At 72.8% G+C, this 22627-nt stretch carries 17 protein-coding genes; 12 read left to right on the forward strand and 5 right to left on the reverse strand.

Annotated features, from left to right (window positions below):
• Positions 1-105: 105 nt before the first annotated feature.
• A complete protein-coding gene (gene ppc, locus AB4Y83_RS13410) occupies positions 106-2943 on the reverse strand; it encodes a phosphoenolpyruvate carboxylase (protein WP_442297176.1) in 2838 nt (945 codons plus the stop codon).
• Positions 2944-3140: 197 nt separating this feature from the next.
• Here ppc and rsmI point away from each other — a divergent pair, with 197 nt between their 5' ends.
• Together rsmI and AB4Y83_RS13420 are read left to right on the forward strand one after the other, a co-directional pair.
• Complete coding sequence (gene rsmI / locus AB4Y83_RS13415) at positions 3141-3971, forward strand: 16S rRNA (cytidine(1402)-2'-O)-methyltransferase (RefSeq protein WP_442273790.1); 831 nt, start codon at positions 3141-3143, stop codon at positions 3969-3971.
• A 130-nt stretch (positions 3972-4101) separates the two neighbouring features.
• Positions 4102-4527 (forward strand): OsmC family protein, encoded by a 426-nt coding sequence (locus AB4Y83_RS13420; RefSeq protein ID WP_056777946.1) that lies wholly within the window; start codon positions 4102-4104, stop codon positions 4525-4527.
• 101 nt (positions 4528-4628) lie between these two features.
• Here AB4Y83_RS13420 and AB4Y83_RS13425 read toward each other — a convergent pair whose 3' ends face one another.
• Positions 4629-5060: an SRPBCC family protein gene (locus AB4Y83_RS13425; protein WP_442297177.1), complete on the reverse strand. Its 432-nt coding sequence runs from the start codon at positions 5058-5060 to the stop codon at positions 4629-4631.
• 133 nt (positions 5061-5193) lie between these two features.
• On the opposite strand from AB4Y83_RS13425, the gene metG reads away from it, so the two are divergent.
• The 7 genes from metG to AB4Y83_RS13460 all read left to right on the forward strand — a co-directional run bounded on the left by metG (position 5194) and on the right by AB4Y83_RS13460 (position 13832).
• Complete coding sequence (metG, locus tag AB4Y83_RS13430) at positions 5194-7113, forward strand: methionine--tRNA ligase (RefSeq protein WP_442297178.1); 1920 nt, start codon at positions 5194-5196, stop codon at positions 7111-7113.
• Positions 7110-7991 (forward strand): TatD family hydrolase, encoded by an 882-nt coding sequence (locus AB4Y83_RS13435; RefSeq protein ID WP_442297179.1) that lies wholly within the window; start codon positions 7110-7112, stop codon positions 7989-7991. The genes metG and AB4Y83_RS13435 overlap by 4 nt, the downstream gene beginning before the upstream one ends.
• A gap of 185 nt (positions 7992-8176) precedes the next feature.
• Entirely contained in the window at positions 8177-9343 is a 1167-nt protein-coding gene (locus AB4Y83_RS13440; RefSeq protein ID WP_442297180.1) for a ubiquitin-like domain-containing protein, read from the forward strand.
• Positions 9344-9491: 148 nt separating this feature from the next.
• Positions 9492-10415 (forward strand): 16S rRNA (adenine(1518)-N(6)/adenine(1519)-N(6))-dimethyltransferase RsmA, encoded by a 924-nt coding sequence (gene rsmA, locus AB4Y83_RS13445; protein ID WP_056826715.1) that lies wholly within the window; start codon positions 9492-9494, stop codon positions 10413-10415.
• 30 nt (positions 10416-10445) lie between these two features.
• Complete coding sequence (locus tag AB4Y83_RS13450) at positions 10446-11390, forward strand: 4-(cytidine 5'-diphospho)-2-C-methyl-D-erythritol kinase (RefSeq protein ID WP_442297181.1); 945 nt, start codon at positions 10446-10448, stop codon at positions 11388-11390.
• A gap of 145 nt (positions 11391-11535) precedes the next feature.
• Positions 11536-13407: an ABC-F family ATP-binding cassette domain-containing protein gene (locus AB4Y83_RS13455; protein ID WP_442297182.1), complete on the forward strand. Its 1872-nt coding sequence runs from the start codon at positions 11536-11538 to the stop codon at positions 13405-13407.
• Positions 13408-13469: 62 nt separating this feature from the next.
• The gene (locus AB4Y83_RS13460) at positions 13470-13832 is read left to right on the forward strand and encodes a VOC family protein (RefSeq protein WP_442297183.1); all 363 of its coding nucleotides are present in this window, start codon (positions 13470-13472) and stop codon (positions 13830-13832) included.
• Positions 13833-13845: 13 nt separating this feature from the next.
• On the opposite strand, the gene AB4Y83_RS13465 is transcribed toward AB4Y83_RS13460, so the two are convergent.
• Complete coding sequence (locus AB4Y83_RS13465; protein ID WP_056826719.1) at positions 13846-14388, reverse strand: MarR family winged helix-turn-helix transcriptional regulator; 543 nt, start codon at positions 14386-14388, stop codon at positions 13846-13848.
• A 55-nt stretch (positions 14389-14443) separates the two neighbouring features.
• Between AB4Y83_RS13465 and AB4Y83_RS13470 the strand changes: the two genes are divergently transcribed.
• On the forward strand, positions 14444-15334 hold the full coding sequence (locus AB4Y83_RS13470) for a methyltransferase domain-containing protein (protein ID WP_442273799.1): 891 nt from the start codon (positions 14444-14446) through the stop codon (positions 15332-15334).
• 12 nt (positions 15335-15346) lie between these two features.
• On the opposite strand, the gene AB4Y83_RS13475 is transcribed toward AB4Y83_RS13470, so the two are convergent.
• Positions 15347-16828, reverse strand: coding sequence for a cryptochrome/photolyase family protein (locus AB4Y83_RS13475; protein ID WP_442297184.1), 1482 nt, complete (start codon positions 16826-16828; stop codon positions 15347-15349).
• A 586-nt stretch (positions 16829-17414) separates the two neighbouring features.
• On the opposite strand from AB4Y83_RS13475, the gene AB4Y83_RS13480 reads away from it, so the two are divergent.
• On the forward strand, positions 17415-19205 hold the full coding sequence (locus AB4Y83_RS13480) for a sigma-70 family RNA polymerase sigma factor (RefSeq protein ID WP_442297185.1): 1791 nt from the start codon (positions 17415-17417) through the stop codon (positions 19203-19205).
• 131 nt (positions 19206-19336) lie between these two features.
• Here AB4Y83_RS13480 and AB4Y83_RS13485 read toward each other — a convergent pair whose 3' ends face one another.
• Complete coding sequence (locus tag AB4Y83_RS13485; protein ID WP_256793883.1) at positions 19337-19942, reverse strand: TetR/AcrR family transcriptional regulator; 606 nt, start codon at positions 19940-19942, stop codon at positions 19337-19339.
• A gap of 396 nt (positions 19943-20338) precedes the next feature.
• On the opposite strand from AB4Y83_RS13485, the gene AB4Y83_RS13490 reads away from it, so the two are divergent.
• Positions 20339-22585 carry a sigma-70 family RNA polymerase sigma factor gene (locus AB4Y83_RS13490; protein WP_442297186.1) on the forward strand — a complete coding sequence of 749 codons (2247 nt, stop codon included), beginning with the start codon at positions 20339-20341 and terminating at the stop codon, positions 22583-22585.
• The last annotated feature ends 42 nt before the right edge of the window (positions 22586-22627 follow it).

Below are 22627 nucleotides of genomic sequence, written 5' to 3' on the forward strand. Positions count from 1 at the left end.
CGCCCCGTCCCACACGAGTGAGCGCCCCGTCCCACACGAACGCGGAGTTTGGGGTGAGGCGCTCACTCGAGTGTGGTCGGGCGCTCACTCGAGTGTGGTTGGGGGTCAGCCGGTGTTGCGCAGGCCTGCGGCGATGCCGTTGATCGTCAGGAGCAGTGCGCGCTGCACGTCCGCATCCGGCTCGACGTCGTCGGGCACCGCGCGCGACCGTGCGAGGAGCGAGGTCTGCAGCGCGTGGAGCGGGGCGAGGTAGCTGTCGCGCAGGTCGAGCGTGCGCCGCAGGACGGGGGCCGCCTCGAGCAGCTCCTTCTGTCCGGTGACCCGCAGCACCTCCTCGACCGTCCGCGCGTGCTCCTCGCGGATCGTGTCGAAGACCCCGGCGACGTCGTTGGGCACGAGGGCCCGCACGTAGCCGGCGGCGATGTCGAGGTCCGACTTCGCGAGCGTCATCTGGACGTTGGACAGGAACGTGCGGAAGAAGGCCCACGAGCCGTACATCTCGCGCAGCGTCTTCTCGCGGCCGTCCTCGCGAGCCGCGGCGAGACCGGAGCCGACGCCGAACCAGCCCGGCAGGATGATCCGCGACTGGGTCCAGCCGAAGACCCACGGGATGGCGCGGAGGTCCTCGAGTCCCCCCTCGCCGCCGGGTCGCTTGGAGGGCCGCGAGCCGATGTTCATCTTGCCCAGCTCGTCGACCGGGGTCGCCGACACGAAGAAGGGCACGAGCCCGGGGTCGCGCACGAGGGAGCGGTAGGCGTCCTGGCCACGTCCCGCGACGAGGTCCATCGTGCCGTTCCAGCCGTCGAGGACGTCCTGCGGCAGCAGCGACCGCCGGTGCAGGACCGAGGCCTCGAGCACGGCGGCGAGAGCGACCTCGAGGTTGAAGCGCGCGAGTCCGGGCAGGGTGTACTTGTCGCTGATGACCTCGCCCTGCTCGGTGATCTTGATCGGGCCGTCGAGGCTGCCGTAGGGCTGGGAGAGGATCGCCTCGCCGGTCGGGCCCCCGCCACGTCCGACCGAACCGCCTCGGCCGTGGAAGAGCCTCAGGACGACGCCGTGCTGGCGGGCGACGTCGCGCAGGGCGCGCTGGGCCCGGTGGATCTGCCACTGCGAGGCGGCGATCCCGGCGTCCTTCGACGAGTCGGAGTAGCCGAGCATGATCTCCTGCACGTCGCCGCGGGCCGCGACGACACGGCGGTACGACGGGTCGGACAGCAGCGCGTCGAGGAGCGGTCCGGCGGCCTCGAGCTCGGCGACGGTCTCGAAGAGCGGCGCGAAGCCGATGCGCGCGCTGGCCGGAGTCGAGTCGGTGCCCGTGTCGACGAGGCCCGCCTCACGGGCCAGCACGACGACGGCGAAGAGGTCGTCGACGTCGTGGGTCATCGACACGATGTAGGTCTCGATCGCCTCGGGGCCGTAGGTGTCGAGCGCCCTCCCGATCGCGGCCATGAGTGACAGGGACGCCTGCGCGGCGTCGCCGACGTCGTGGACGCCGACACCGGTGAGCGGACGGCGCGAGGCCATCTCGCGGGACAGCACCGTGATGCGTGCGGCGTGGTCGAGCTCGCCGTAGGGGGTGTCGAGGCCGCCGATGCGGTCGTAGAGGTCGGCGAGGGCGGCGTGGTGCTTCGCGCTGTGCTCGCGCACGTCGAGCGTCGCGAGGCCGGTGCCGGTGGCGACGGCCGCGCGGATGAGGCGCAGGATCGCACCGTCCGCCGTCAGCGTGTCACCGGCCGCGAGCATCGAGTCGCGCATGAGGACGAGGTCGTCGAGCAGCTCGTCGAAGCCTGCGTAGTCGCGACCGGGCTCGTGCGCGCTCCCGTGGGTGAGGCGGTCGCGCGTGCGCAGCAGCCGGACGCGCACGAAGCTGAGCTTGAGGCGATAGGGCTCTTCCGCATTGAGCCGGCGCACGGCGGCATACGTCACCGGCAGGGCCTCGGCGTCGCGCTCGAGGCTCTCGCGCAGTGCGTCGCTGACCTCGACGAAGCGGGTCGACGACGACAGCTCGTGGAGCATGTGGTCGAGCTTCTCGACGAGCTCGGCGAGGCCGGCGTCGTGCTGCATGCCGATGACCGCGAGGGTCACCTCGGGCGTGACGTTGGGGTTGCCGTCGCGGTCGCCGCCGGCCCAAGCGCCGAAGCGCAGCGGCCGGGCCGACGGTGGCAGCTCGACGCCGATGCCGGCGAGCGTCCGGTCGAGCTCGGCGAGCAGGTCGGGCACCACCTGGTCGGCGAGGAAGCGGAGCGTGTGCATGGCCGTGCGGGCCTCGTCCGTCGGCTCGGGTCGGACGATGCGCAGCTCGTCGGTCTGCCACATCATGTCGACGAGCTCGGCCAGCCGACGCTCGGCACGCGGTCCGTCGGAGACGGGACGGCGCGGGTCCTCGAGCTCGTCGACGGTCACGGCGATCCGCCGGAGCAGGTTGAGGACGGTGCGTCGCGTCGCCTCGGTGGGGTGCGCGGTGAACACGGGGCGGTACTCCAGGCGGGCGAGGATCGACTCGAGCTCGGCGCGCTCGACGGTCCCGGCCTCGAGCGCGGCCCCGATGCGCCCGACCGTCGCTGCCAGCGGGGTCTGCTCGACCGCGCTCAGCTCCTGCCAGCGGTGCAGCTGCTCGGTGACGTTGACGAGCTGGAAGTAGGCCGTGAAGGCCCGGGCCAGCACGACGGCAGTCGAGGCGTCGACGCCCTCGAGGAGCGCCCGCAGCTCGTCGTCCTCGGGCTCGCGGGCCAGCCCGCGCACCTTCTCGACGAGGGCGAGCAGGTCGGCGCCCTCGTGGCGTTCGAGCGCCTCACCGAGCAGCGCGCCCAGCTGGCGCACGGACGCGCGGAGGGCGGCGTGCTGCTGCGCCGACGAGACGCCTGAGGCGAACGTCGCGGCGTTCGGCTCGCGTCGGTCGGCCTCGAGGAGCTGCTCGGTCGTGGCGGGGCCCTGGCTCGTCATGGGTCTGTCGTACCGCGTCGAGGTTTCGTCGGCGTTTCGAGTCCACGATGGGGACCATCTCGTGGACACCGAAGTCCACCACGTGGACGGGCGTCGGGGTCGTCGGCGGCTCGTGACCTCGACGAGCCGCCACCTGGCCGGTTGTCGTGACGCGCGGTCGCGACAACGGCACGTCGGTGCCCTGCGAGGATGACGGCATGACCACCGGCACCCTCGTCCTCGCGGCCACCCCGATCGGCGACCCACGGGACGCGGCCCCCCGACTGGGGCAGGAGCTCGCCACCGCCGACGTCGTCGCGGCCGAGGACACCCGTCGTCTGCGCCGCCTGCTCACCGACCTCGCCGTGACCCCGACCGGGTCGGTCGTCAGCTACCACGAGCACAACGAGGCCGCCCGGACGCCCGACCTCGTCGCCCGGCTCGTCGCGGGGGAGCGCGTCGTCGTGGTCACCGACGCCGGTATGCCGTCCGTCTCCGACCCCGGCTACCGCCTCGTCGCCGCTGCGGTCGACGCTGGCGTACGCGTCACGTGCGTCCCCGGACCGAGCGCGGTCCTCATGGCGCTGGCGGTCTCGGGCCTCCCGGTCGACCGCTTCTGCTTCGACGGCTTCCTCCCGCGCAAGCCGGGCGAGAAGGCCAAGGTCCTCGCCGAGGTGGCCGACGAGCGGCGCACCATTGTCTTCTTCGAGGCGCCGCACCGGCTCCCGGAGACGCTCGCCGCGATGCGCGACGCCTTCGGCCCGGACCGCCGGGCCGCCGTGTGCCGCGAGCTGACGAAGACCTACGAGGAGGTCCGACGCGGCACGCTCGACGAGCTCGTCGCGTGGGCCGAGGGCGGCGTCAAGGGCGAGATCACCGTCGTCGTGGCCGGTGCCGAGCGGGTGGTGCCGTCCCTCGAGGAGGCCGTGGCCGGCATCCGCACGCGGGTGGACGCGGGGGAGCGGCTCAAGGACGTCGCCGCCGATGTCGCGGCGCGCACGGGGCTGTCCAAGAAGGCGCTCTACGACGCGTCGCTCGCCGCTCGCTGACCGCCCGGCGGGCCGTCTCGACAGGCGAACCCCTTGCCTCCCGGGGAACAGCGGGCAAGGCTGCTCTCGTTCCCTCTTCGGAGGCCGGCGACCGTCCGGCCGAGTCGACTGCACAGCGAAGGAGCAAGGCATGGGCACCACTCGCACCGCCAGCACGCACTGGGAGGGCTCGCTCTTCGAGGGCTCCGGCCAGGTCAGCCTCGAGAGCTCGGGCATCGGCACCTACGACGTCAACTGGCCCTCGCGGGCGGAGTCGTCGAACGGCAGGACGAGCCCCGAGGAGCTCATCGCCGCCGCGCACTCCTCGTGCTACTCGATGGCGCTGTCGAACGGTCTCGCGCAGGCCGGCACGCCCCCGACGACGCTCGACACGACCGCCAACGTCACGTTCGTCCCGGGCACGGGCATCACCGAGATCGTGATCAGCGTCGTCGGTGACGTGCCCGGCATCTCGGCCGAGGACTTCCAGGCCGCCGCCGAGGACGCCAAGGCCAACTGCCCGGTGAGTCAGGCGCTCAAGGCCGTGCCGATCTCGCTCGAGGCCCGCCTCGGCTGAGCCCGCGACGCTGCGGCCCCGCACGCCATCGGCGCCGACCCCCTCCGGGTCGGCGCCGATTCCGTTGTGGGTCAGGGCCGCTCGTGAAAGACGCGGAGCCCTCAGCCCGACTCGACGGTCGACTTCAGCGACTCGAGCATGCCCTGCCAGCTCTGCGAGAACTGGTCGGCCTGCTCCTGCGAGTCGTTGCCGTCCTGCTCGAGCGCCAGCGTGGTGCGGCCGTCCCTCGTCGGGGTCAGCGTGTAGGTGACGGTGTGGTAGTTCTCGGGCCGGTCCTCCTGGCCCATGAGCGGGCTGTAGTGCGTCATCGAGAGACGGTGGCCCTCCTCGACCTCGAGCACCTCGCCCTTGTCCTCGTAGGGCTTGCCCTCCATCTCGCCCTGCCAGGTGATCGGACTGCCGACCTGCCAGTCGGTGGTGAGGGTGGTGCCGGCCATCCACGACCTCACCCGGTCCGGCTCCGTCAGGGCGCCCCAGACGGCACGCGGCGGTGCGTCGACGATGACCTCTGCCTGTGCGATGTGTCCAGTCATGCCTCTGTCGTACCCGCACGAGGGCGTCTCGCGCTAGAAGGAAGCCGACAGCGCGACCGCGCCCGAGTGGGCGACGGGGCCCACGGCATACTCCCGCGCGGCGCCGCCACGGGCCCGCCTAGGATTGCTCGCCATGAGCCATGTCCTGTCTGCCGTCGCCTGGCCGTACACCAACGGCCCGCGCCACATCGGCCACGTGGCCGGTTTCGGCGTGCCCTCCGACGTCTTCAGCAGGTACATGCGGATGGCCGGGCACGACGTCCTCATGGTCTCCGGCACCGACGAGCACGGCACGCCGATCCTCGTCCTCGCCGAGGAGGAGGGGCTGACGCCGCAGGAGCTCGTCGACAAGTACAACGCCGTCATCGCCCAGGACCTCGCTGACCTCGGCCTGTCCTACGACCTCTTCACCCGCACGACGACGCGCAACCACTACGCCGTCGTGCAGGAGATGTTCCGTCAGGTCCACGCCAACGGCTACATGATCGAGCAGACGACGCGCGGCGCCATCAGCCCGTCGACGGGCCGCACGCTGCCCGACCGCTACATCGAGGGCACGTGCCCGATCTGCTCCTTCCCCGAGGCCCGCGGCGACCAGTGCGACAACTGCGGCAACCAGCTCGACGCCGACGAGCTGATCAACCCGCGCAGCAAGATCAACGGTGAGACGCCGGAGTTCATCGAGACGCAGCACTTCTTCCTCGACCTGCCGGCCCTCGCCGGTGCGCTCGGCGAGTGGCTCGCGGGCCGTGAGGCGTCCGGCACGTGGCGGCCCAACGTCATCAAGTTCTCCGAGAACCTCCTCAAGGACGTCCGCCCCCGCGCGATGACCCGCGACATCGACTGGGGCATCCCCGTTCCGCTCGAGGGCTGGGAGGACAACCCGAGCAAGCGCCTCTACGTCTGGTTCGACGCCGTCATCGGCTACCTCTCGGCGTCGATCGAGTGGGGCCGCCGCGTCGGCGCCCCGGAGCGGTGGCGCGAGTGGTGGAACGACCCGTCGGCCGTGTCCTACTACTTCCAGGGCAAGGACAACATCACCTTCCACAGCCAGATCTGGCCGGCCGAAATGCTCGGCTACGCCGGCAGGGGTGACAAGGGCGGCGAGCCGGGGGAGTACGGCGTGCTCAACCTGCCCACCGAGGTCGTGGCCTCCGAGTTCCTCACCCTCGAGGGCAAGCAGTTCTCGACGAGCCGCAAGCACGTCATCTACGTCCAGGACATCGTCGCGCGCTACGGCCCCGACCCGATCCGCTACTTCATCTGCGCCGCCGGCCCCGAGAACCAGGACGCCGACTTCTCCTGGGCCGAGTTCGTCCAGCGCAACAACAGCGAGCTCGTCGCCGGCTGGGGCAACCTCGTCAACCGCACGGCCGCGATGATCGCCAAGAGCTTCGGCGAGATCCCGAGGGCGTATGCCGTCGAGCCCGTCGACGAGGAGCTGCTGGCCACCGTGCGGGGTGCGTTCGCGACCGTCGGCGCCTCCCTCGAGCGGCACCGGCAGAAGGCCGCCCTCGCCGAGGTCATGCGGGTCGTCGGGGAGGCCAACGCGTACGTCTCGAAGACCGAGCCGTTCAAGCTCAAGGGCGACGACGAGCGCGAGCGCCTCTCCACGGTGCTGCACACGCTGGCCCAGGCCGTCTCAGATATCAATACGCTGATCTCACCCTTCCTGCCCCACGCGGCGAACCGCGTCCACGCCGTCCTCGGCGGCGAGGGCCAGTTCATGCCGATGCCTCGTCTAGAGGTCGTCGCGGACCTCGACGACGACGCCCGGAGCTACCCGGTCATCACCGGCGAGTACTCCGCGACGCCCCGGTGGGAGTCGCGTCCGGTCGTCGTCGGGACGCCCGTCGCCAAGCCGTCCGGCGTCTTCGTCAAGCTCGACGCCGAGCAGGTCGTCGAGGGCGAGCGCGCCCGCCTCGGCGACAGCGCGCCAGGCGGCACGCGGCACCACACCGACCCGCTCGCCGCGCCGAAGATGAGTGCGCCGAAGGGCGCCGGCCGGGGCGCCGGGAGCGCCACCGGCGCCGACGAGGCACCGACCGCATGACCTCGCACGCGTCGGGGCAGCGGGGCCTGCCGGAGACGGCGCCGGACCCGCTGCCCATCGACGTCGTCGACAACCACGTCCACCTCGACATCACGCGCGAGGGTGACGAGCCGTTCGACGTCGCCGACGCGATCAAGGCCGCCCGCGCCGTCGGTGTGACCCGTCTCGTCCAGGTCGGGTGCGACCTCGACGGGATCCGCTTCACCATGGACGCCATCGACGCCCATGACGAGCTGGTCGGCGGAATCGCCTTGCACCCCAACGAGGTTCCACGCCTCGCGGCGGGCGGTCGGCTCGAGGAGGCGTATGCCGAGGTGGAGCGCTGCGCGGCCCACGACCGCGTCCGCGTCATCGGTGAGACCGGTCTCGACTATTTTCGCACCGGCCCCGAGGGCGTGCCGGTGCAGCAGGACGGCTTCCGCTGGCACATCGACCTCGCCAAGCGGCTCGGCAAGGCCCTGCAGATCCACGACCGCGACGCCCATGCAGACGTGCTCCGGATCCTCGGGGAGGAGGGGGCGCCCGAGCACACGGTGCTGCACTGCTTCTCCGGCGACCTGACGATGGCGCGCGAGTGCGTCGACCGGGGCTACTACCTCAGCTTCGCGGGCACCGTGACCTTCAAGAACGCGCGCGGCCTGCGTGACGCGCTGACCGCGATCCCGCTCGACCGGATCCTCGTCGAGACCGACGCGCCCTACCTCGCTCCGGCCCCGCACCGGGGTGCCACGAACGCCTCGTTCCTCGTGCCCGTGACGGTCCGGGCGATGGCCGCGGTGCTCAACATCGACGTCCCCGCGCTGTGTCGTGCGGTCTCGGAGAACAGCGAGCGGGTCTACGGTCCGTGGGGTGCGGCGCGAACCGGGCAAACCGCTTAGCGCACTGCAGAACGTCGCGTCCACCGACGTCGGTCTCCGTTACCGAAATTTGACCTTTCCGTGGTGTGTCGGTCACTGTGGACGACTGTTGGCCGGTTGCCACCCCGCATCGACCTCCTTCCGACGACGTGAGGAGGACGGATCGAGAGCGCGTTGCACCCGGGTCGTTCGACGTTCGGAGTGTTTTGATTTCTCGCAACGCCAAGATCCTGGCCGCCGCTGGCGCGGCCGTCGTCCTCACCGGTGGCGCCGTCGGCGCGACCCAGCTCGACAAGGCCGTCAACCTCTCCGTGGACGGCACGGCCAGCTCGGCCCACGTCTTCGGCAGCACGGTCGGCGACGTCCTCGACAGCCAGGGGATCGCGGTCAAGCCGGGCGACGTCGTCGTCCCTGCCGCGGACGCCCCCATCAGTGACGGCGACACGATCACCGTCAAGTACGCCCGCCTGCTGACCCTCACGGTCGACGGCAAGACGCGTCAGCTGCGCACGACCGAGACCACGGTCGACGGAGCGCTCCTCGCGCTCGGCCTCCGCGGTGAGGGTGCCCGTCTGTCGGTCTCCCGTTCGCAGACCATCGGTCGCCAGGGCCTGACCGTCAGCATCGTCACCCCCAAGGCCGTCACGGTCGTGGTCGACGGCAAGACGACGAAGAAGACCATCGCCGCGGCAACCGTCGGCGAGGCGCTGACGCAGCTCGGCGTCCGTGTCGGCAAGGCCGACAAGGTCAACCCGCCGGTCACGACCCGCCTCACCTCGGGTGCCAGGATCGCCGTCCAGCGCGTGCAGACCAAGGACAAGAAGGTCAACGAGTCCATCGGCTTCGGCACGACGAAGAAGAAGACGAGCGACCTCTACGCCGACCAGACCAAGGTCTCGCGTGCCGGTGTCGCCGGCTTGCGCACCGTCACGGTCCGCACCACCGTCGTCGACGGCAAGGTCGTCTCCACCAAGGAGATCTCCTCGAAGGTGACCAAGGCGCCCGTCGACCGCATCCTGCTCGTCGGCTCCAAGGCCCGCCCGGTCGCTGCCCCGCGCACGACGAGCACCGGCAGCACCGGCAGCACCGGCAGCACCCGCAGCACCGGTGGCTCCACCTCGGGTGCGGGCATCAACCTGGCCCGCGCGGCCATGTGGGACAGCATCGCCCAGTGCGAGTCGACCGGTAACTGGCACATCAACACCGGCAACGGCTACTACGGAGGCCTGCAGTTCCTCACCTCCACGTGGCTCGCCTACGGCGGTGGCGACTTCGCCTCCCGCGCCGACCTCGCCTCGCGCGAGCAGCAGATCACCGTGGCCAACCGCGTCTACGCCGACAACGGCACGTCGCAGTGGCAGTGCAAGGCCTGACCTGACGGCAGGCGTTGCCATGCACGAGAGGCCCCCGACCGTCACGGTCGGGGGCCTCGTCCGTTCGTGTGCGGGTGCGCGAGCGAGCGGGACTGCGACACCCGCCCGACGGCATACGCCGTCGAGCACGGCCCCATAGGGTGAGCGCATGAGCAAGAAGGACGCGCCGGCCGTAGACGATGCCGCGCTCCTCGGGCCGGCACAGGTGCGTGAGCTCGCCGAGCGTCTCGAGGTGCGGCCGACGAAGCAGTGGGGCCAGAACTTCGTCGTCGACGCCAACACGGTGCGCAAGATCGTCCGGGTGGCCGGCGTGGGACCGCACGACGTCGTCGTCGAAGTCGGGCCCGGACTCGGCTCGCTCACCCTCGCGCTCCTCCCGGTCGTCAAGCACGTCACGGCCGTCGAGGTCGACCCGCGGCTCGCGGGGGCGCTCGAGGAGACCGTCCGCTCGCTCCAGCCGGAGAACGCCGACAAGCTGCGCCTCGTCGCGGCCGACGCCCTGACGATCACGAAGCTCCCCGGCCCCGACCCCACCGCGCTCGTCGCCAACCTGCCCTACAACATCTCGGTCCCCGTCGTGCTCTCCTTCCTCCAGCACTTCCCGACGATCGAGCGCGTCCTCGTCATGGTGCAGCTCGAGGTCGCCGAGCGGCTCGCGGCCAAGCCGGGCAGCAAGATCTACGGCGTCCCGAGCCTCAAGGCCGCGTGGTACGCCGATGTCGAGCTGGCCGGGCGGGTCGGGCGCAACGTGTTCTGGCCGGCGCCCAACGTCGACTCGGGCCTCGTCGCGCTGCGCCGGCGCAAGCCGCCGAAGACGACCGCGAGCCGCGAGGACGTCTTCCGCTGCATCGACGCGGCGTTCCTCCAGCGACGCAAGTCCCTGCGCGGGGCGCTCGCGTCCTGGGCGGGGTCCGCGGACGCCGCCGAGCAGGCGCTCGTCACCGCCGGGGTCGACCCGCGCACCCGCGGCGAACAGCTCGACATCCTGACCTTCGCGCGCATCGCGGAGGCCCGACCGGAGGGCGTGCGTCCCGCCGAGCCGCGCGCACGCCGTCGGGGCCATACGTCCTGACGCCGACGGGTCGGCCCATAGGGTGGGCGCATGACTGTCGCTCCGACCCTGCCCGGCGCGGTGACCGTGCGGGTCCCGGCCAAGGTCAACCTCGAGCTGCGCGTCGGTCCCCGGCGCCCTGACGGCTTCCACGCGCTCGCGACCGTCTACCAGGCGGTCTCGCTGCACGACGAGGTCTCCGTCGCACGCTGGAACGACTGGCAGGTCGTCGCCGCGGGAGCGTATGCCGACCGCATCCCCACCGACGGAGCCAACCTCGCCGTCCGCGCCGCCCGTCTCGTCGCCGACCGCTGGGACGTCGACGAGCGCCTCTCGATCCGCATCGACAAGGACATCCCGGTCGCGGGCGGCATGGCCGGCGGGTCCGCCGACGCGGCCGCCACCCTCGTGGCGTGCGACCAGCTGTGGGGCCTCGGCCTCGACCGCGACGAGCTCGCCGAGCTCGCGGCCACCCTCGGCAGCGACGTGCCGTTCATCCTCTCCGGCGGCAACGCCATGGGCTCCGGCCGCGGCGAGCAGCTCGCGCCGGTGCTGGCCCGCGGCACCTTCCACTGGGTCTTCGCCATCAGCGACACCGGACTGTCGACCCCGGAGGTGTATGCCGAGTGCGACCGCCTCCGCGCACGTGACGGCGTCGACGTGCCCGAGCCGCAGGTCAGCTCCGAGCTCATGGCCGCCTTGCGCTCGGGTGACCCGGCCCTGCTCGGCGCGGCCCTGCACAACGACCTCGAGCCGGCCGCCTTCTCGCTCCGGCCCCAGCTGCGCGAGCTGCGTGACGCGGGCGTCGAGTTCGGTGCGCTCGGCGGCGTCGTGTCGGGCTCGGGCCCGACCGTCGCCTTCCTCACCGAGAGCCACGAGGCCTCGCTCGACCTGTCGGTGTCGCTCGCGGCCTCCGACCTCTGCCGCGACCTGCGACGCGCCAAGGGCCCGGTCCACGGCGCCCACGTTGTGGCGACACCTCGCCACGCCGACTGAGCCGCGGGGGCTCGACGGTGGGCTCCCGGCTCACTGACGCCGGAGCGCTGCGGCACCCCTGAGCCGGACCGGCGACGCCGCGGGTGTCCGGCGTCGCTGAGCGGGATTCGGCGGCCGCCCGCGCAGGCCGTAGGGTCAGTCAGCGATGGCAAACCTGATCTCCCTCGAGCGCGTGTCGCTCGTCTTCGGCACGTCCCACGTCCTCGACGACGTCAGCCTCGGTGTCCTCACGGGCGACCGCATCGGCGTCGTCGGCGTCAACGGCGGTGGCAAGTCGACGTTGTTGCGCGTCATGGCCGGCCTGCAGGAGGCCGACTCGGGCCGCATCACCAAGCAGGGCGGCGCCGACGGCATCCGCATCGGCATGCTCGCCCAGGAGGACGCGCTCGACCCCGAGTGGACGATCCACGAGGCCGTGCTCGGCGACCTGCCCGAGCACGTCTGGGCGGGCGACCCCCGCATCCGCGACGTCCTGACCGGGCTGCTCGGCGGCATCGAGGCCGAGAACGTCGGCGGCCTCGACAGCCGCGTCGGCCCCAAGTCCGGTGGAGAGCGCCGTCGGCTCGCGCTCGCTCGGCTGCTCGTCTCGGACCCCGAGCTGCTCCTGCTCGACGAGCCGACCAACCACCTCGACGTCGAGGGGGTCGCCTGGCTCGCCGACCACCTCGCGACGAAGAGACCCCGCCCCGGCAACGCGACCGTCGCGATCACCCACGACCGCTGGTTCCTCGACGCCTATGCGACGAACACGTGGGAGGTCGAGGGCGGCAAGGTCAGCGCCTTCGAGGGAGGGTATGCCGCGTACGTCCTCGCGAAGGCCGAGCGCGACCGCCTCGCCGGGGTCGTCGCCGACCGCCGCTCCAACCTCATGCGCAAGGAGCTCGCGTGGCTGCGCCGCGGGGCGCCCGCGCGCACGAGCAAGCCGAAGTTCCGCATCGACGCGGCCAACGCGCTCATCGCCGACGAGCCCGCCCCGCGCAACAGCGTCGAGCTCGCGTCGTTCGCGAGCCGCCGCCTCGGCAAGGACGTGCTCGACCTCGAGGACGCCACGGTGTCCGTGGGCGAGCCACCGCACGAGCGTCGGCTGCTCGACCACGTGACGTGGCGGCTCGCGCCGGGGGAGCGCATCGGCATCGTCGGGGTCAACGGCGCCGGCAAGTCGACCCTCCTGCGCGCGCTGACGGGCGAGATCCCGCTCGACGCCGGCCGCCGCAAGATCGGCAAGACCGTCGCCATCGCCCACCTCACGCAGGAGGTGCGCGAGCTCGAGCGCTTCGAGCAGTGGCGGGTCATCGAGGCCATCGAGGACGTCAAGCAGTGGACGACTCTCGGAGACAAGGAGATCAGTGCGAGCCAGCTCGCGACGCGTCTCGGCTTCCCCGGCGGTCGCCAGCAGGCGCGGGTCGGTGACCTGAGCGGTGGCGAGCGTCGCCGGCTCCAGCTGACCCGGCTGCTGCTCACGGAGCCCAACGTCCTCATCCTCGACGAGCCGACCAACGACCTCGACATCGAGACGCTCACCTCCCTCGAGGACGTCCTCGACGGCTGGGCCGGCACCCTCGTCGTCGTCTCGCACGACCGCTACCTGCTCGAGCGGGTGGCCGACAAGCAGCTGGCGCTGCTCGGCGACGGCAAGGTGCGCGAGCTGCCCGGCGGCGTCGAGGAGTACCTCCGGTTGCGCACGGCGGACATCGCGGCCCAAGTCGCGCGCGCGGCCGCGTCCTCGGCCCCGAGCAGTGGCGCGGCTGCCCCATCGAGCTCGCCGGACGGCACACCTGCCCAGGCTGCGGCGACCGCGAGCCCGGCCGAGGTGCGCGAGGCGCGCAAGTCGATGGCGCGCATCGAGAAGCAGCTCTCGCGGTTGCAGGACCGTGAGGAGCGCCTGCACGCCGACATGGCCGAGAAGGCCACGGACCCCGCGGCCCTCGCCGACCTCAACGCGAAGCTGCAGGCGGTCGTCACCGAGCGCGAGGACCTCGAGCTCGAGTGGCTCGAGGCCGCGGAGGTCGTCGGCTGACTGTCTGGAGCCCGGGTCGCCGGGCTCTTGAAAGTATCTTGATGTCAAGATACTTTGGGGGCATGGAGATGTTCCTGCACCACGTCCAGGTGTCCGGTCCGGCCGGGTGCGAAGACGCCATGCGCGACTTCTACGTCGGCGTCCTCGGGATGACCGAGGTCGACAAGCCCGAGCGGCTCCGGGCCCGCGGCGGCGCGTGGTTCCGGGCCGGCTCCGCCGAGGTGCACGTCGGCATCGAGGAGGGCTTCGTCCCGGCGCGCAAGGCCCACCCCGGCATCGCGGTCGGTGACGTCGCTGCCCTCGCGCTCGCCGTCGGGCAGGCGGGGGTGCCGGTGACGTGGGACGAGAGCATCCCTGGCGTGCGCCGCTTCCACACCACCGATCCCGTCGGCAACCGGCTGGAGTTCCAGCAGGCGCAGCGGTGACCGGGTGAGGACCTCAGCCGTGCGAGTCGCGACGCGTCTCGCGGGTCTCCCGGGTCTCGAGCGGGGCCAGCATCCGCCGCAGCAGCCCGGCCAGCTGGGTCCGGTCGGTCGCCGACAGCTCCGAGAGCAACGACTTCTCCTGCTCGATGAGGTCGGCCATCGCCGAGTCGACGACGTCGCGACCCGCCGGGGTCAGGCGCACGAGCACGCCGCGCCGGTCACCGGGGTCGGGACGCCGCTCGACGAAGCCGCTGCGCTCGAGTCGGTCGACGCGGTTGGTCATCGTCCCCGACGTGACGAGGGTCTGCTGCACGAGCTGGCCGGGCGACAGCTCGTAGGGCTCGCCGGCCCGGCGCAGCGCCGACAGCACGTCGAACGCCCACCCGTCGAGCAGGTGCTCGGAGAACGCCGAGCCGCGGGCGAGGTCGAGGCGGCGCGCGAGCCGCGACACCCGCGAGAGCACCTCGAGCGGCGACACGTCGAGGTCGGGGCGCTCCCGGCGCCAGGCCGCGACGATCTCGTCGACATCGTCGGCGGGCCTGCGGTCGGCGCTCATGCCCCCAACTGTAGTCGCCGTCAAGACTCTTGACATCGAAAGAAAGCGAGACGACATGACCGAGCCCACGACCCCGCCTGCGGCTGATCCAGCCGAGCCTGCCCCCGACCGTCCCGTCGCCCCGGGCGCTGCCGCTCGCTCGGCCGACTCCGCCTGGGACCCGCGGCAGTATGCCGTCTTCGCCGGCCACCGCGGCCGCCCCTTCGCCGACCTGCTGGCGCGCGTCGACGCCGACGATCCCGCGCTCGTCGTCGACCTCGGCTGCGGGCCCGGCGCGCTGACGCTCGGGCTCGCCCACCGCTGGCCCGGCGCACGGATCATCGGCGTCGACAGCTCTCCCGAGATGCTCGAGCGCGCCCGGGCCCTCGACGCCGACGGCCGCGTCGAGTGGGTCGAGGCGAGCGCCGAGGACTGGGACCCCGCCGGGTCCGGCGGGTCGGTCGACGTCCTCGTCACGAACGCCACGCTCCAGTGGGTCCCGAGCCACCTGCGCCTGATCCCCTCGTGGCTCGAGAGCCTCGCGCCCGGGGGCACGTTCGCCATGCAGGTCCCCGCGAACTTCGAGGCGCCGTCGCACCGCCTCATGCGCGAGGTCGCCGCGCGCCACCCCCGCGCCGACGACCTGCGCCCGGGCCTCGACCGGGCCCAGGCCGTGGCACGCCCGGAGACCTACGCCGCCCTCCTGCTCGACCGCGTCGCCGACGTCGACGTGTGGCAGACGACGTACCAGCACGTGCTCACCGCCGAGCACGACAGCCCGCACCCGGTGCTCGAGTGGGTGCGGGGCACCGGCCTGCGCCCGGTGCTCGGCGTCCTCGACGGCGACGAGCGAGACGCCTTCGTCACGGACTACGAGCGCGAGCTCGAGACGGCATACCCGCGTCGTGCGTTCGGCGTGCTCTTCCCCTTCACGCGGACCTTCGCCGTGGCCCGCGCCCCGCGCTGACGCGGCTTCGCCTCAGGGCGCTGCGTCACCGCGGTGCCGCTCCTGCGCGACGACCTCGGTGAGGTCGGCCAGGCCCTGGCGCTGCTGCAAGGGTCGGGCCATCCGGTGGTTGCCCTCGAGACGTTCGGCGTTGCGGTCGAGGTAGGCCCAGTAGCCGGCAGTGAAGGGGCAGGCGTCGTCGCCGACCCGCTTCCTGGGGTCGTAGCGACAGCTGCCGCAGTAGTCGCTCATCCGGTTGATGTAGGCGCCGCCAGCGACGTAGGGCTTCGTCGCCATCGCTCCGCCGTCGGCGTGCTGGCTCATCCCGACGACATTGGCCGGCATGACCCAGTCGTAGCCGTCGACGAACCGCGTCTGGAACCACTCGGTCAGCGCGTCGGGGTCGTAGCCGCGCTGCGCCGCCCAGTTGCCGAGCACCATGAGGCGCGGGATGTGGTGCACCCAGCCGCGGTCGCGCACGCCCGCCACCGCGTCCTGCAGGCAGGCGGCCTCGACGGCGTCGGCGTCGAGCCGCTCGAACCAGTCCGGCAGTGGCGACCGGGCCTGCAGGGCGTTGCGGCGGCGGTAGGTCGGGCCGAAGTGCCAGTAGAGGTGCCAGACGTACTCACGCCAGCCGATGACCTGGCGCACGAAGCCCTCGACCGACGCGAGAGGTGCGTCGCCGTCGCGGTAGGCCTGCACGGCGCGGTCGGCGACCTCGACCGGGTCGAGCAGTCCGAGGTTGAGTGGCACGGACAGGAGGCTGTGCGCCATGGCCCAGTCGCCGCGGAGCATCGCGTCCTCGTGCGGACCGAAGGCCCCGAGTCGGTGCGTGACGAACCGTTCGAGGGCCGCCAGGGCCTCGCGACGGGTCACGGCGAAGAGGCGTGGCCCGTCGACGCCGGTGGGTCGGACGTGGCCCTCGCGCGTCCAGCGGTCGAGGTCGTCGCGCACCTCGGCGTCGATGTCGTCCTCGCGCGGCTGGTAGGGCGCCGGCACATCGAGCCGCTCGGCTCCCTTGGGCGGGGGCTCGCGGTTGTCCTCGTCGAACGACCACCGTCCGCCGACGGGCCGGTCGCCCTCGACGAGCAGGTCGAGCCGCTGCCGCTGGAAGCGGTAGAAGTCCTCCATCCGCAGCCGTCGCCGACCGTCGGCCCACCGGGCGAAGTCCTCGCGCGACAGGCTGTAGCCACGCGTCGGGTCGACGGACTCGACCATCCCCGAGGCGAGCAGGCGGCGCACGAGGCGCTCGGCGGCATACGACGTCGGCTCGTGGACCCGCACGGGCTCGCCCACCTCGCGCAGCGCCTCGGTGTAGGTGTCGGTGCGCAGGAGCACGGCGGAGTCACCCAGCTCGGCGGCCCGGTGGCGCAGCGCCGAGAGCACGAGGTGCAGCTTCTGGCGGTGGAACGGTCGCCGCCCCAGCGCCCGACGGCTCTCGACGAGCAGGACGCCCCCGCGGCCCACGTCGAAGTGGGGGCCGAGCTGGTCGGCGAAGAGCCAGCGCCTCGTCATCGGGTCGGCGGCGTCGTCAGGGGCACGGCCCTCATCATGGCCGAGGCCGGCGACAGTGGGGGATTCGCATTCGCAGGGTTGGGCGCCGGGTCGCCGGGTAAACCGCCGGTCTCGCCGCGTTAAGGCCCCGGTCTCGTCGAGGCCGGCCGTCTCGCTCGAGGAGAAAATCTGAGTCAATTTCCGGCATTTCGGCCCATTTCGGGAAACCGTGTCATGAAATGGGTCCCGGCACGTCATACCGATGACGGCACCATAGGGGTCTCCCGCTTGGTCAGGGGAGGGAGTGACCCCTACGGGTTTGTCTTCGGTGGTGCCGCCAGGTTTCGTCCTTCCGCGTGGTTTCGTGGAGGGGATCATTCGGAAGGACGAAACCTGCCCACCGCGCGTCGAGGCAGACCCCGAAGAGGGTGCCACCGCAGGGCCCGATCCGGACTGTTTCGTCCTGATCTCGCACACGCCCGCGTTCCGAGTCGACGCCCGCCCCGCCGCTTGGCAGACTGACCCGCACCGGGGCAGTAGAAGGGCGAAAGGGTTGTCGGCAGACGCGACCTTGTGGTCGAGCGAGGCATGGGCCTCGGCCCCTGACGTGTCCCTCCTCGTCCGGACCCGAGAAGGCTCGGCCGAGGCGTTCGGTGAGCTGTGGCGTCGCCACCTGCCGGCTGCGTATGCCGTCGCGGGACGTCACCGTGGCCGCTCGGCCCCGGAGGACATCGTCGCCGAGGCCGCCGCGCGCGTCCTCGCGCTGATTCGCGCCGGGAAGGGACCCGACGAGCACTTCCGGGCCTACTTCCTCTCCGCCGTGCGGTCCGTCGCCATCGACCAGGGCCGCCGCGACCTGCGGGTCGTCCCGACCGAGGCCGACGACCTCGAGGTCCTCGCCGATCCGGCCGACGACCCCTTCGAGGGCCTCGCGACCGACGACGAGGGGCTCGCCCTCGTCCGGGAGGCCTTCGCCGGGCTCTCCGAGCGCGACCAGCGCGTGCTGTGGCACACCACGGTCGAGGGCGCCGCGCCGCGCGCCGTCGCGCCGGCCCTCGGCATGACCGCCAACGCCGTCAGCGTTCGCGCCATGCGCGCCCGCGAGTCGCTCCGAGCGCTCTACCTCGACGCCCGCGCCGAGCGCGGCCTCGCCGCCGCTGACACCGACGAGTGCCGCTGGACCGTGACCCACCTCGGGGCGCTCGTCCGCGGGCGGCTGCCCAAGCGGCAGACCGAGCGCGCCGAGGCGCACGTCGCCGAGTGCCCGCACGCAGCGACCATCGCGGCCGACCTGAGGGTCATCCACGACGGCTTCCCGGCGCTCATCGTCCCGCTCGCGCTGCTGGCCGGTCTCGGCACGCCTGGATTCCTCAGTCTCCCCGCCGTCGTGGGCCTCTCCGGTGGCGCCGGAGCTGCCGGCTTCGCCGGGTTCGCCGGCGGCGCGGGTGGGCCCGCCCCGGGCGCGGGAGCCCCGGCTCCGCCTGCGCCGTCCCCCTCCTCCTCTTCATCCGCCGGGTCGGGGGTCGATGCCGTCGCCCAGGTGGCGAGCCGGGTCACCGGTCTCGTCGCCGGGCTCGCCGTCTCGGCCGGGGTCGCTGGGGCGCTGGCACTGCCCGGTGCCTCCCTCGCGGCGCCCTCGGCGACGGCCTCCCCGGTTCCGAGTGCGACGGCCTCGAGCGCCGCACCCGGGGCCCGCGCGGGAACCGGCGCCGGCGCCGTCCCGGGTGCTTCCCCACGAGCCGTCGTCACCTCACTGCCGATCTCCCCGACCGGCCTGCCCACCCGGACCATCAGCGCCTCGCCCATCCCGTCGGCGGCGACTCGGACGTCGCCGTCGTCGGGCGACGTGGCGCGTGACCCCGGCAGCACGCCCTCGACGGTCGGCGGCACCCCGGTCCCCCGAGGCGGGACGTCGGCCGAGAGCGGTGGCGCGACCCCAGCGACTCCGGCGCCCCCGACGGGCACGGCCACCGGACGGCCGACGATGCCGCCGGCCACCACGCCGCCGGCCCCGCCGACGACGAGACCCCCGTCCCCCAGCCCGACACCCCCGGCGCCGACCACGACGCCCCCGGCGCCCCAGCCGGGTGGCGTCGCGCCCACCATCACGGTCCGCCTCGTGTCCGGACGCGACCCGGCGCGGATCTCCGTACGCGTGCGCTCTCAGGTCGGGGGCTCGATGACGGTACGCATCAGCAACGCGTCGGGCGCCGGGACGCTCTCCGTGCGCAACTCCAGCTGGACGTGCGCCCAGACGAGCACGTCCGCGGTGCGGTGCGCGGGGGAGCGGGGCCAGGCGCTGCTCGAGCAGTCCGGCACCGGAGCGACCCAGGCTGTCGTCGTGCGCGTCACCGACGCCGCCGGCGACACCTGGACCGAGACCCTCCGCCCCACCTGACCCCCCCTCCTCGAGTGAGCGCCCAACCACCGTCGAGTGAGCCCGTCGTCCCATCCGTCACAGGAGGGGTGGGACGAGTGGGACGGGGCGCTCACTCGTGTGGGACGGGGCGCTCACTCGAGGTGGGTTGGTCAGCGGTGGGGGACCGTGACGAGCCGCGGCGTGCGGTCGAGGCCCGAGAGCCCGTTCCAGGCGAGGTTGACCAGGTGCGCGGCGACCTGGTCCTTCTTGAACTTGCGCCGGTCGAGCCACCACTGCCCGGTGAGGGCCACCATCCCGACGAGCATCTGCGCGTGGATCGGTGCCGACCTGGGGTCGAGGCCGCGCTGCTTGAACTCGGCGGCGAGCAGGTGCTCGACCTGCACCGCGACATCACCGAGGACGCTCGCGAACGACCCGGTCGACTGGCCCGGCGGCGAGTCCCGCACGAGGATGCGGAAGCCCGACGGGTCGCTCTCGATGTAGTCGAGCAGGGCGAGCGTGGCCCGCTCGAGCAGCACCCGCGCCCCTTCGGGCTCCTCGAGCGCCGTGCTGATGCCGCCCATCAGTGCCTGGATCTCACGGTCCACGACGACGGCGTAGAGGCCTTCCTTGCCGCCGAAGTGCTCGTAGACGACCGGCTTGGAGACGCTCGCCTTGGCAGCGACCTCCTCGACCGTCGTCGCCTCGAAACCCTTGTCGGCGAAGAGCTTGCGCCCCACGGCGATGAGCTGCTCGCGGCGTTCCGGGCCGGTCATCCGGGCGCGAGGGCGGGAGCGGTCGGCGCGGTCTGAGCGGTCGGCGGTCACGCCGCCATTGTGCCTGTCCCGGTCTCGTGGGCCGCGACGGACGAGGCCGGACCCGACTTTCTTGCCGAATCCCGTCATGAAACGGCCCCTCGACACGTCTATGTCATTGGTAGGGAGGAGGCGGTTCGCGCGTGGCGCCGTGTGGGGACACGGTCCGGGCGAGACCGCCGGTGAGGTCGATCTCGACGCGAAAGGGGCGGGCGCGGATCGACCTCACCGTCATGCCCGACGACACTTCGGCAAAGACCCCCACGGGGCGGCCGTCGTGGCGCACACTGGTGAGGCACATCTGGCGAAAGGTGCCGCAGAGTGTCAGCACACACGATGGGACCACGGTCCGACACCATGACCGGTGCGCTCGCGACGGCCGGGGTCGAGGAGTCCGATTGCGTGCTGCTCGCGCGGGCGCGCTCGGGCGACGAGGAGGCCTTCGCGGCCCTCTGGCGCAGGCACCTGCCCGCCGCCCACGCCGCCGCTACGCCGTACCGCGGCCGCGTGTCCGCCGAGGACCTGGTGGCCGAGGCCTCCGCCCGCCTCTTCCGTCTCCTGAGCGAGGGGCGGGGACCGTCGTCGAACTTCCGGGCGTACTTCGTGTCGACGGTACGCACCGTCGGCGTCGACGCGATCCGCCGGGAGATGAGCCTCGTCCCGACGTCGACGACGGACCTCGACCTGCTGCCGGGCCCCGACGAAGGACTGTCGGCCCTCAGCGCGCAGGGCGTCGACACCGACCTGGTCCGAGAGGCGTTTCTCCGGTTGAGCGAGGGTGACCGACGGCTGCTCTGGCAGACGATGGTCGAGGGCCATCCGCCGCGGGTGGTCGCTCCCGAGCTCGGTGTGTCGGCCAACGTGGCCAGTGCGCGCGCGAAGCGCGCTCGTGACGAGCTCCGGGACCGCTATCTCGACTCCTGGCTGCGGCGCCGGGTGCCGGTCTGCGACGCGAGCGACTGCCGCTGGACCCTCGACCATCTCAGCGGTCACGTCCGGGGCCGACTGACGGAGAGGCAGCGGGCGCGCGTCGAAGCGCACCTGGCCAGCTGTTCTCGCGAGTCGGGACTGGCGCGGGAGCTGCAGCGCGTCTACGACGGGTTCGGTGCCCTGACCGGTCCGCTCCTCTTCGCGGCCGGAGCGACGATGCTCGGCGGACTGCCCGCGGGGGCGTTCGCTGCTCTGGTCGGGTCCAGCACGACGGGTGCGACGACGGGTGCGACCACGGGAGCCACGGCCGGCGCGACCACCGGCGCGACCACGGGCGTGACCACGGGTGCCACGGCGGGTGCCGGTGCTGCGGGTGGAACGGCCGGCGCGGGTGCAGCGGGCACGAGCGCCGTCGCCTCGGTCGGCGCCGGGTCCACCGTCGGAGGCGCCGCCGCAGGCAGCGCCGGTCTCGGCGGCACGCTCACCGCGAGCGGTGCCGGCGCGACGGCGTCCGGCGCGGCTGCAGGAGCGGGCCTGACCACGGGGGCGACCTCCGTGTCTGCCGCCACCGCTGCCGGCACGGCCGCCGCTGGTACGGCCACGTGTGCGGGGGCGGGCGGCGCCGTCCTCGCGGTGCCGGCCGCGGCGGGCGTGGCCGGGACCACCGCCCTCGTCTCGAGCGCGGCCATCGTCACTCCCGTCGCGGCGTTGACGGGCGGGTCGATCCTGGCCGGGACGGCGATCGGCCCACCCCTCGCCACCGCGATGGCCGGCCTCGTCGTAGGGCTCGGCCTCTCGGTCGCCCCGGCGGCGGCGCACGACCTCGGTACGACGACGACGTCGGTCGTCACCTCGGTCGACGGCGCCACGGCGGTGCTCGCCCCCGGCTCGGGGGCCGCGGCGGGCGTCGGCACGACTCCGGTCGACGTGCTCCACCTCGCCCTCCTCCCTGCGCCCGCCGACCCCGCGCCCGCCGATCCCGCGCCGACCGATCCCGCGCCGACCGATCCCGCGCCGACCGATCCCGCGCCGGTCGACCCGGCGCCCGCGGTCTCGGCGCCGTCCGATGCGACGCCCGTCGACCCAGCCCCTGCACCCCCGCCACCTGCGGACCCGGCACCTGCTGCTCCGGCACCTGTCGCTCCGGCACCCGCGGACCCCGCGCCGTCCGACCCGACACCCGTCGACCCAGCGCCTGCGCCCTCGGCACCTGCCGCTCCGGCACCCGACGCACCGGCACCGTCCGACGCGACGCCTGCCGACCCGACGCCCGTGGATCCGGCGCCCACGGCTCCGTCCGACGCGACGCCTGTCGACCCGACGCCGGTTGACCCGGCCCCTTCGGACCCGGCCCCTTCGGACCCGGCTCCATCCGACCCGATGCCCACGGATCCTGCTCCGGCTCAAGGCGATTCGGGATCCTCGACATCAGACCCTGTCTCCGCTCCGGCTGGCGGAGACTCGGCGGACCCCACGGCGACGAACGCGGCGTCCAGCCCCGCGGCCGAGAACGGCCAGCTGCTTTCGATCGGTCCAGGAGCCGACCAACCGGTCGATCCGCCGGCCGATCCGACATCCGTCGTCGCCGTCACGGCCCACGGCTCCGACGGTCCGCCGACCGGCGACCCGACGCCGGAGACGCCGACCGGCGACGCTCACCCGGCAGGTGCATGAGTCCGCGACGGAGCGACCCGGGGTCTGCACTACCCTGTCCAC

This window comes from Terrabacter sp. RAF57 (genome assembly GCF_052113925.1).
In the GTDB taxonomy this organism is placed as follows: domain Bacteria; phylum Actinomycetota; class Actinomycetes; order Actinomycetales; family Dermatophilaceae; genus Terrabacter.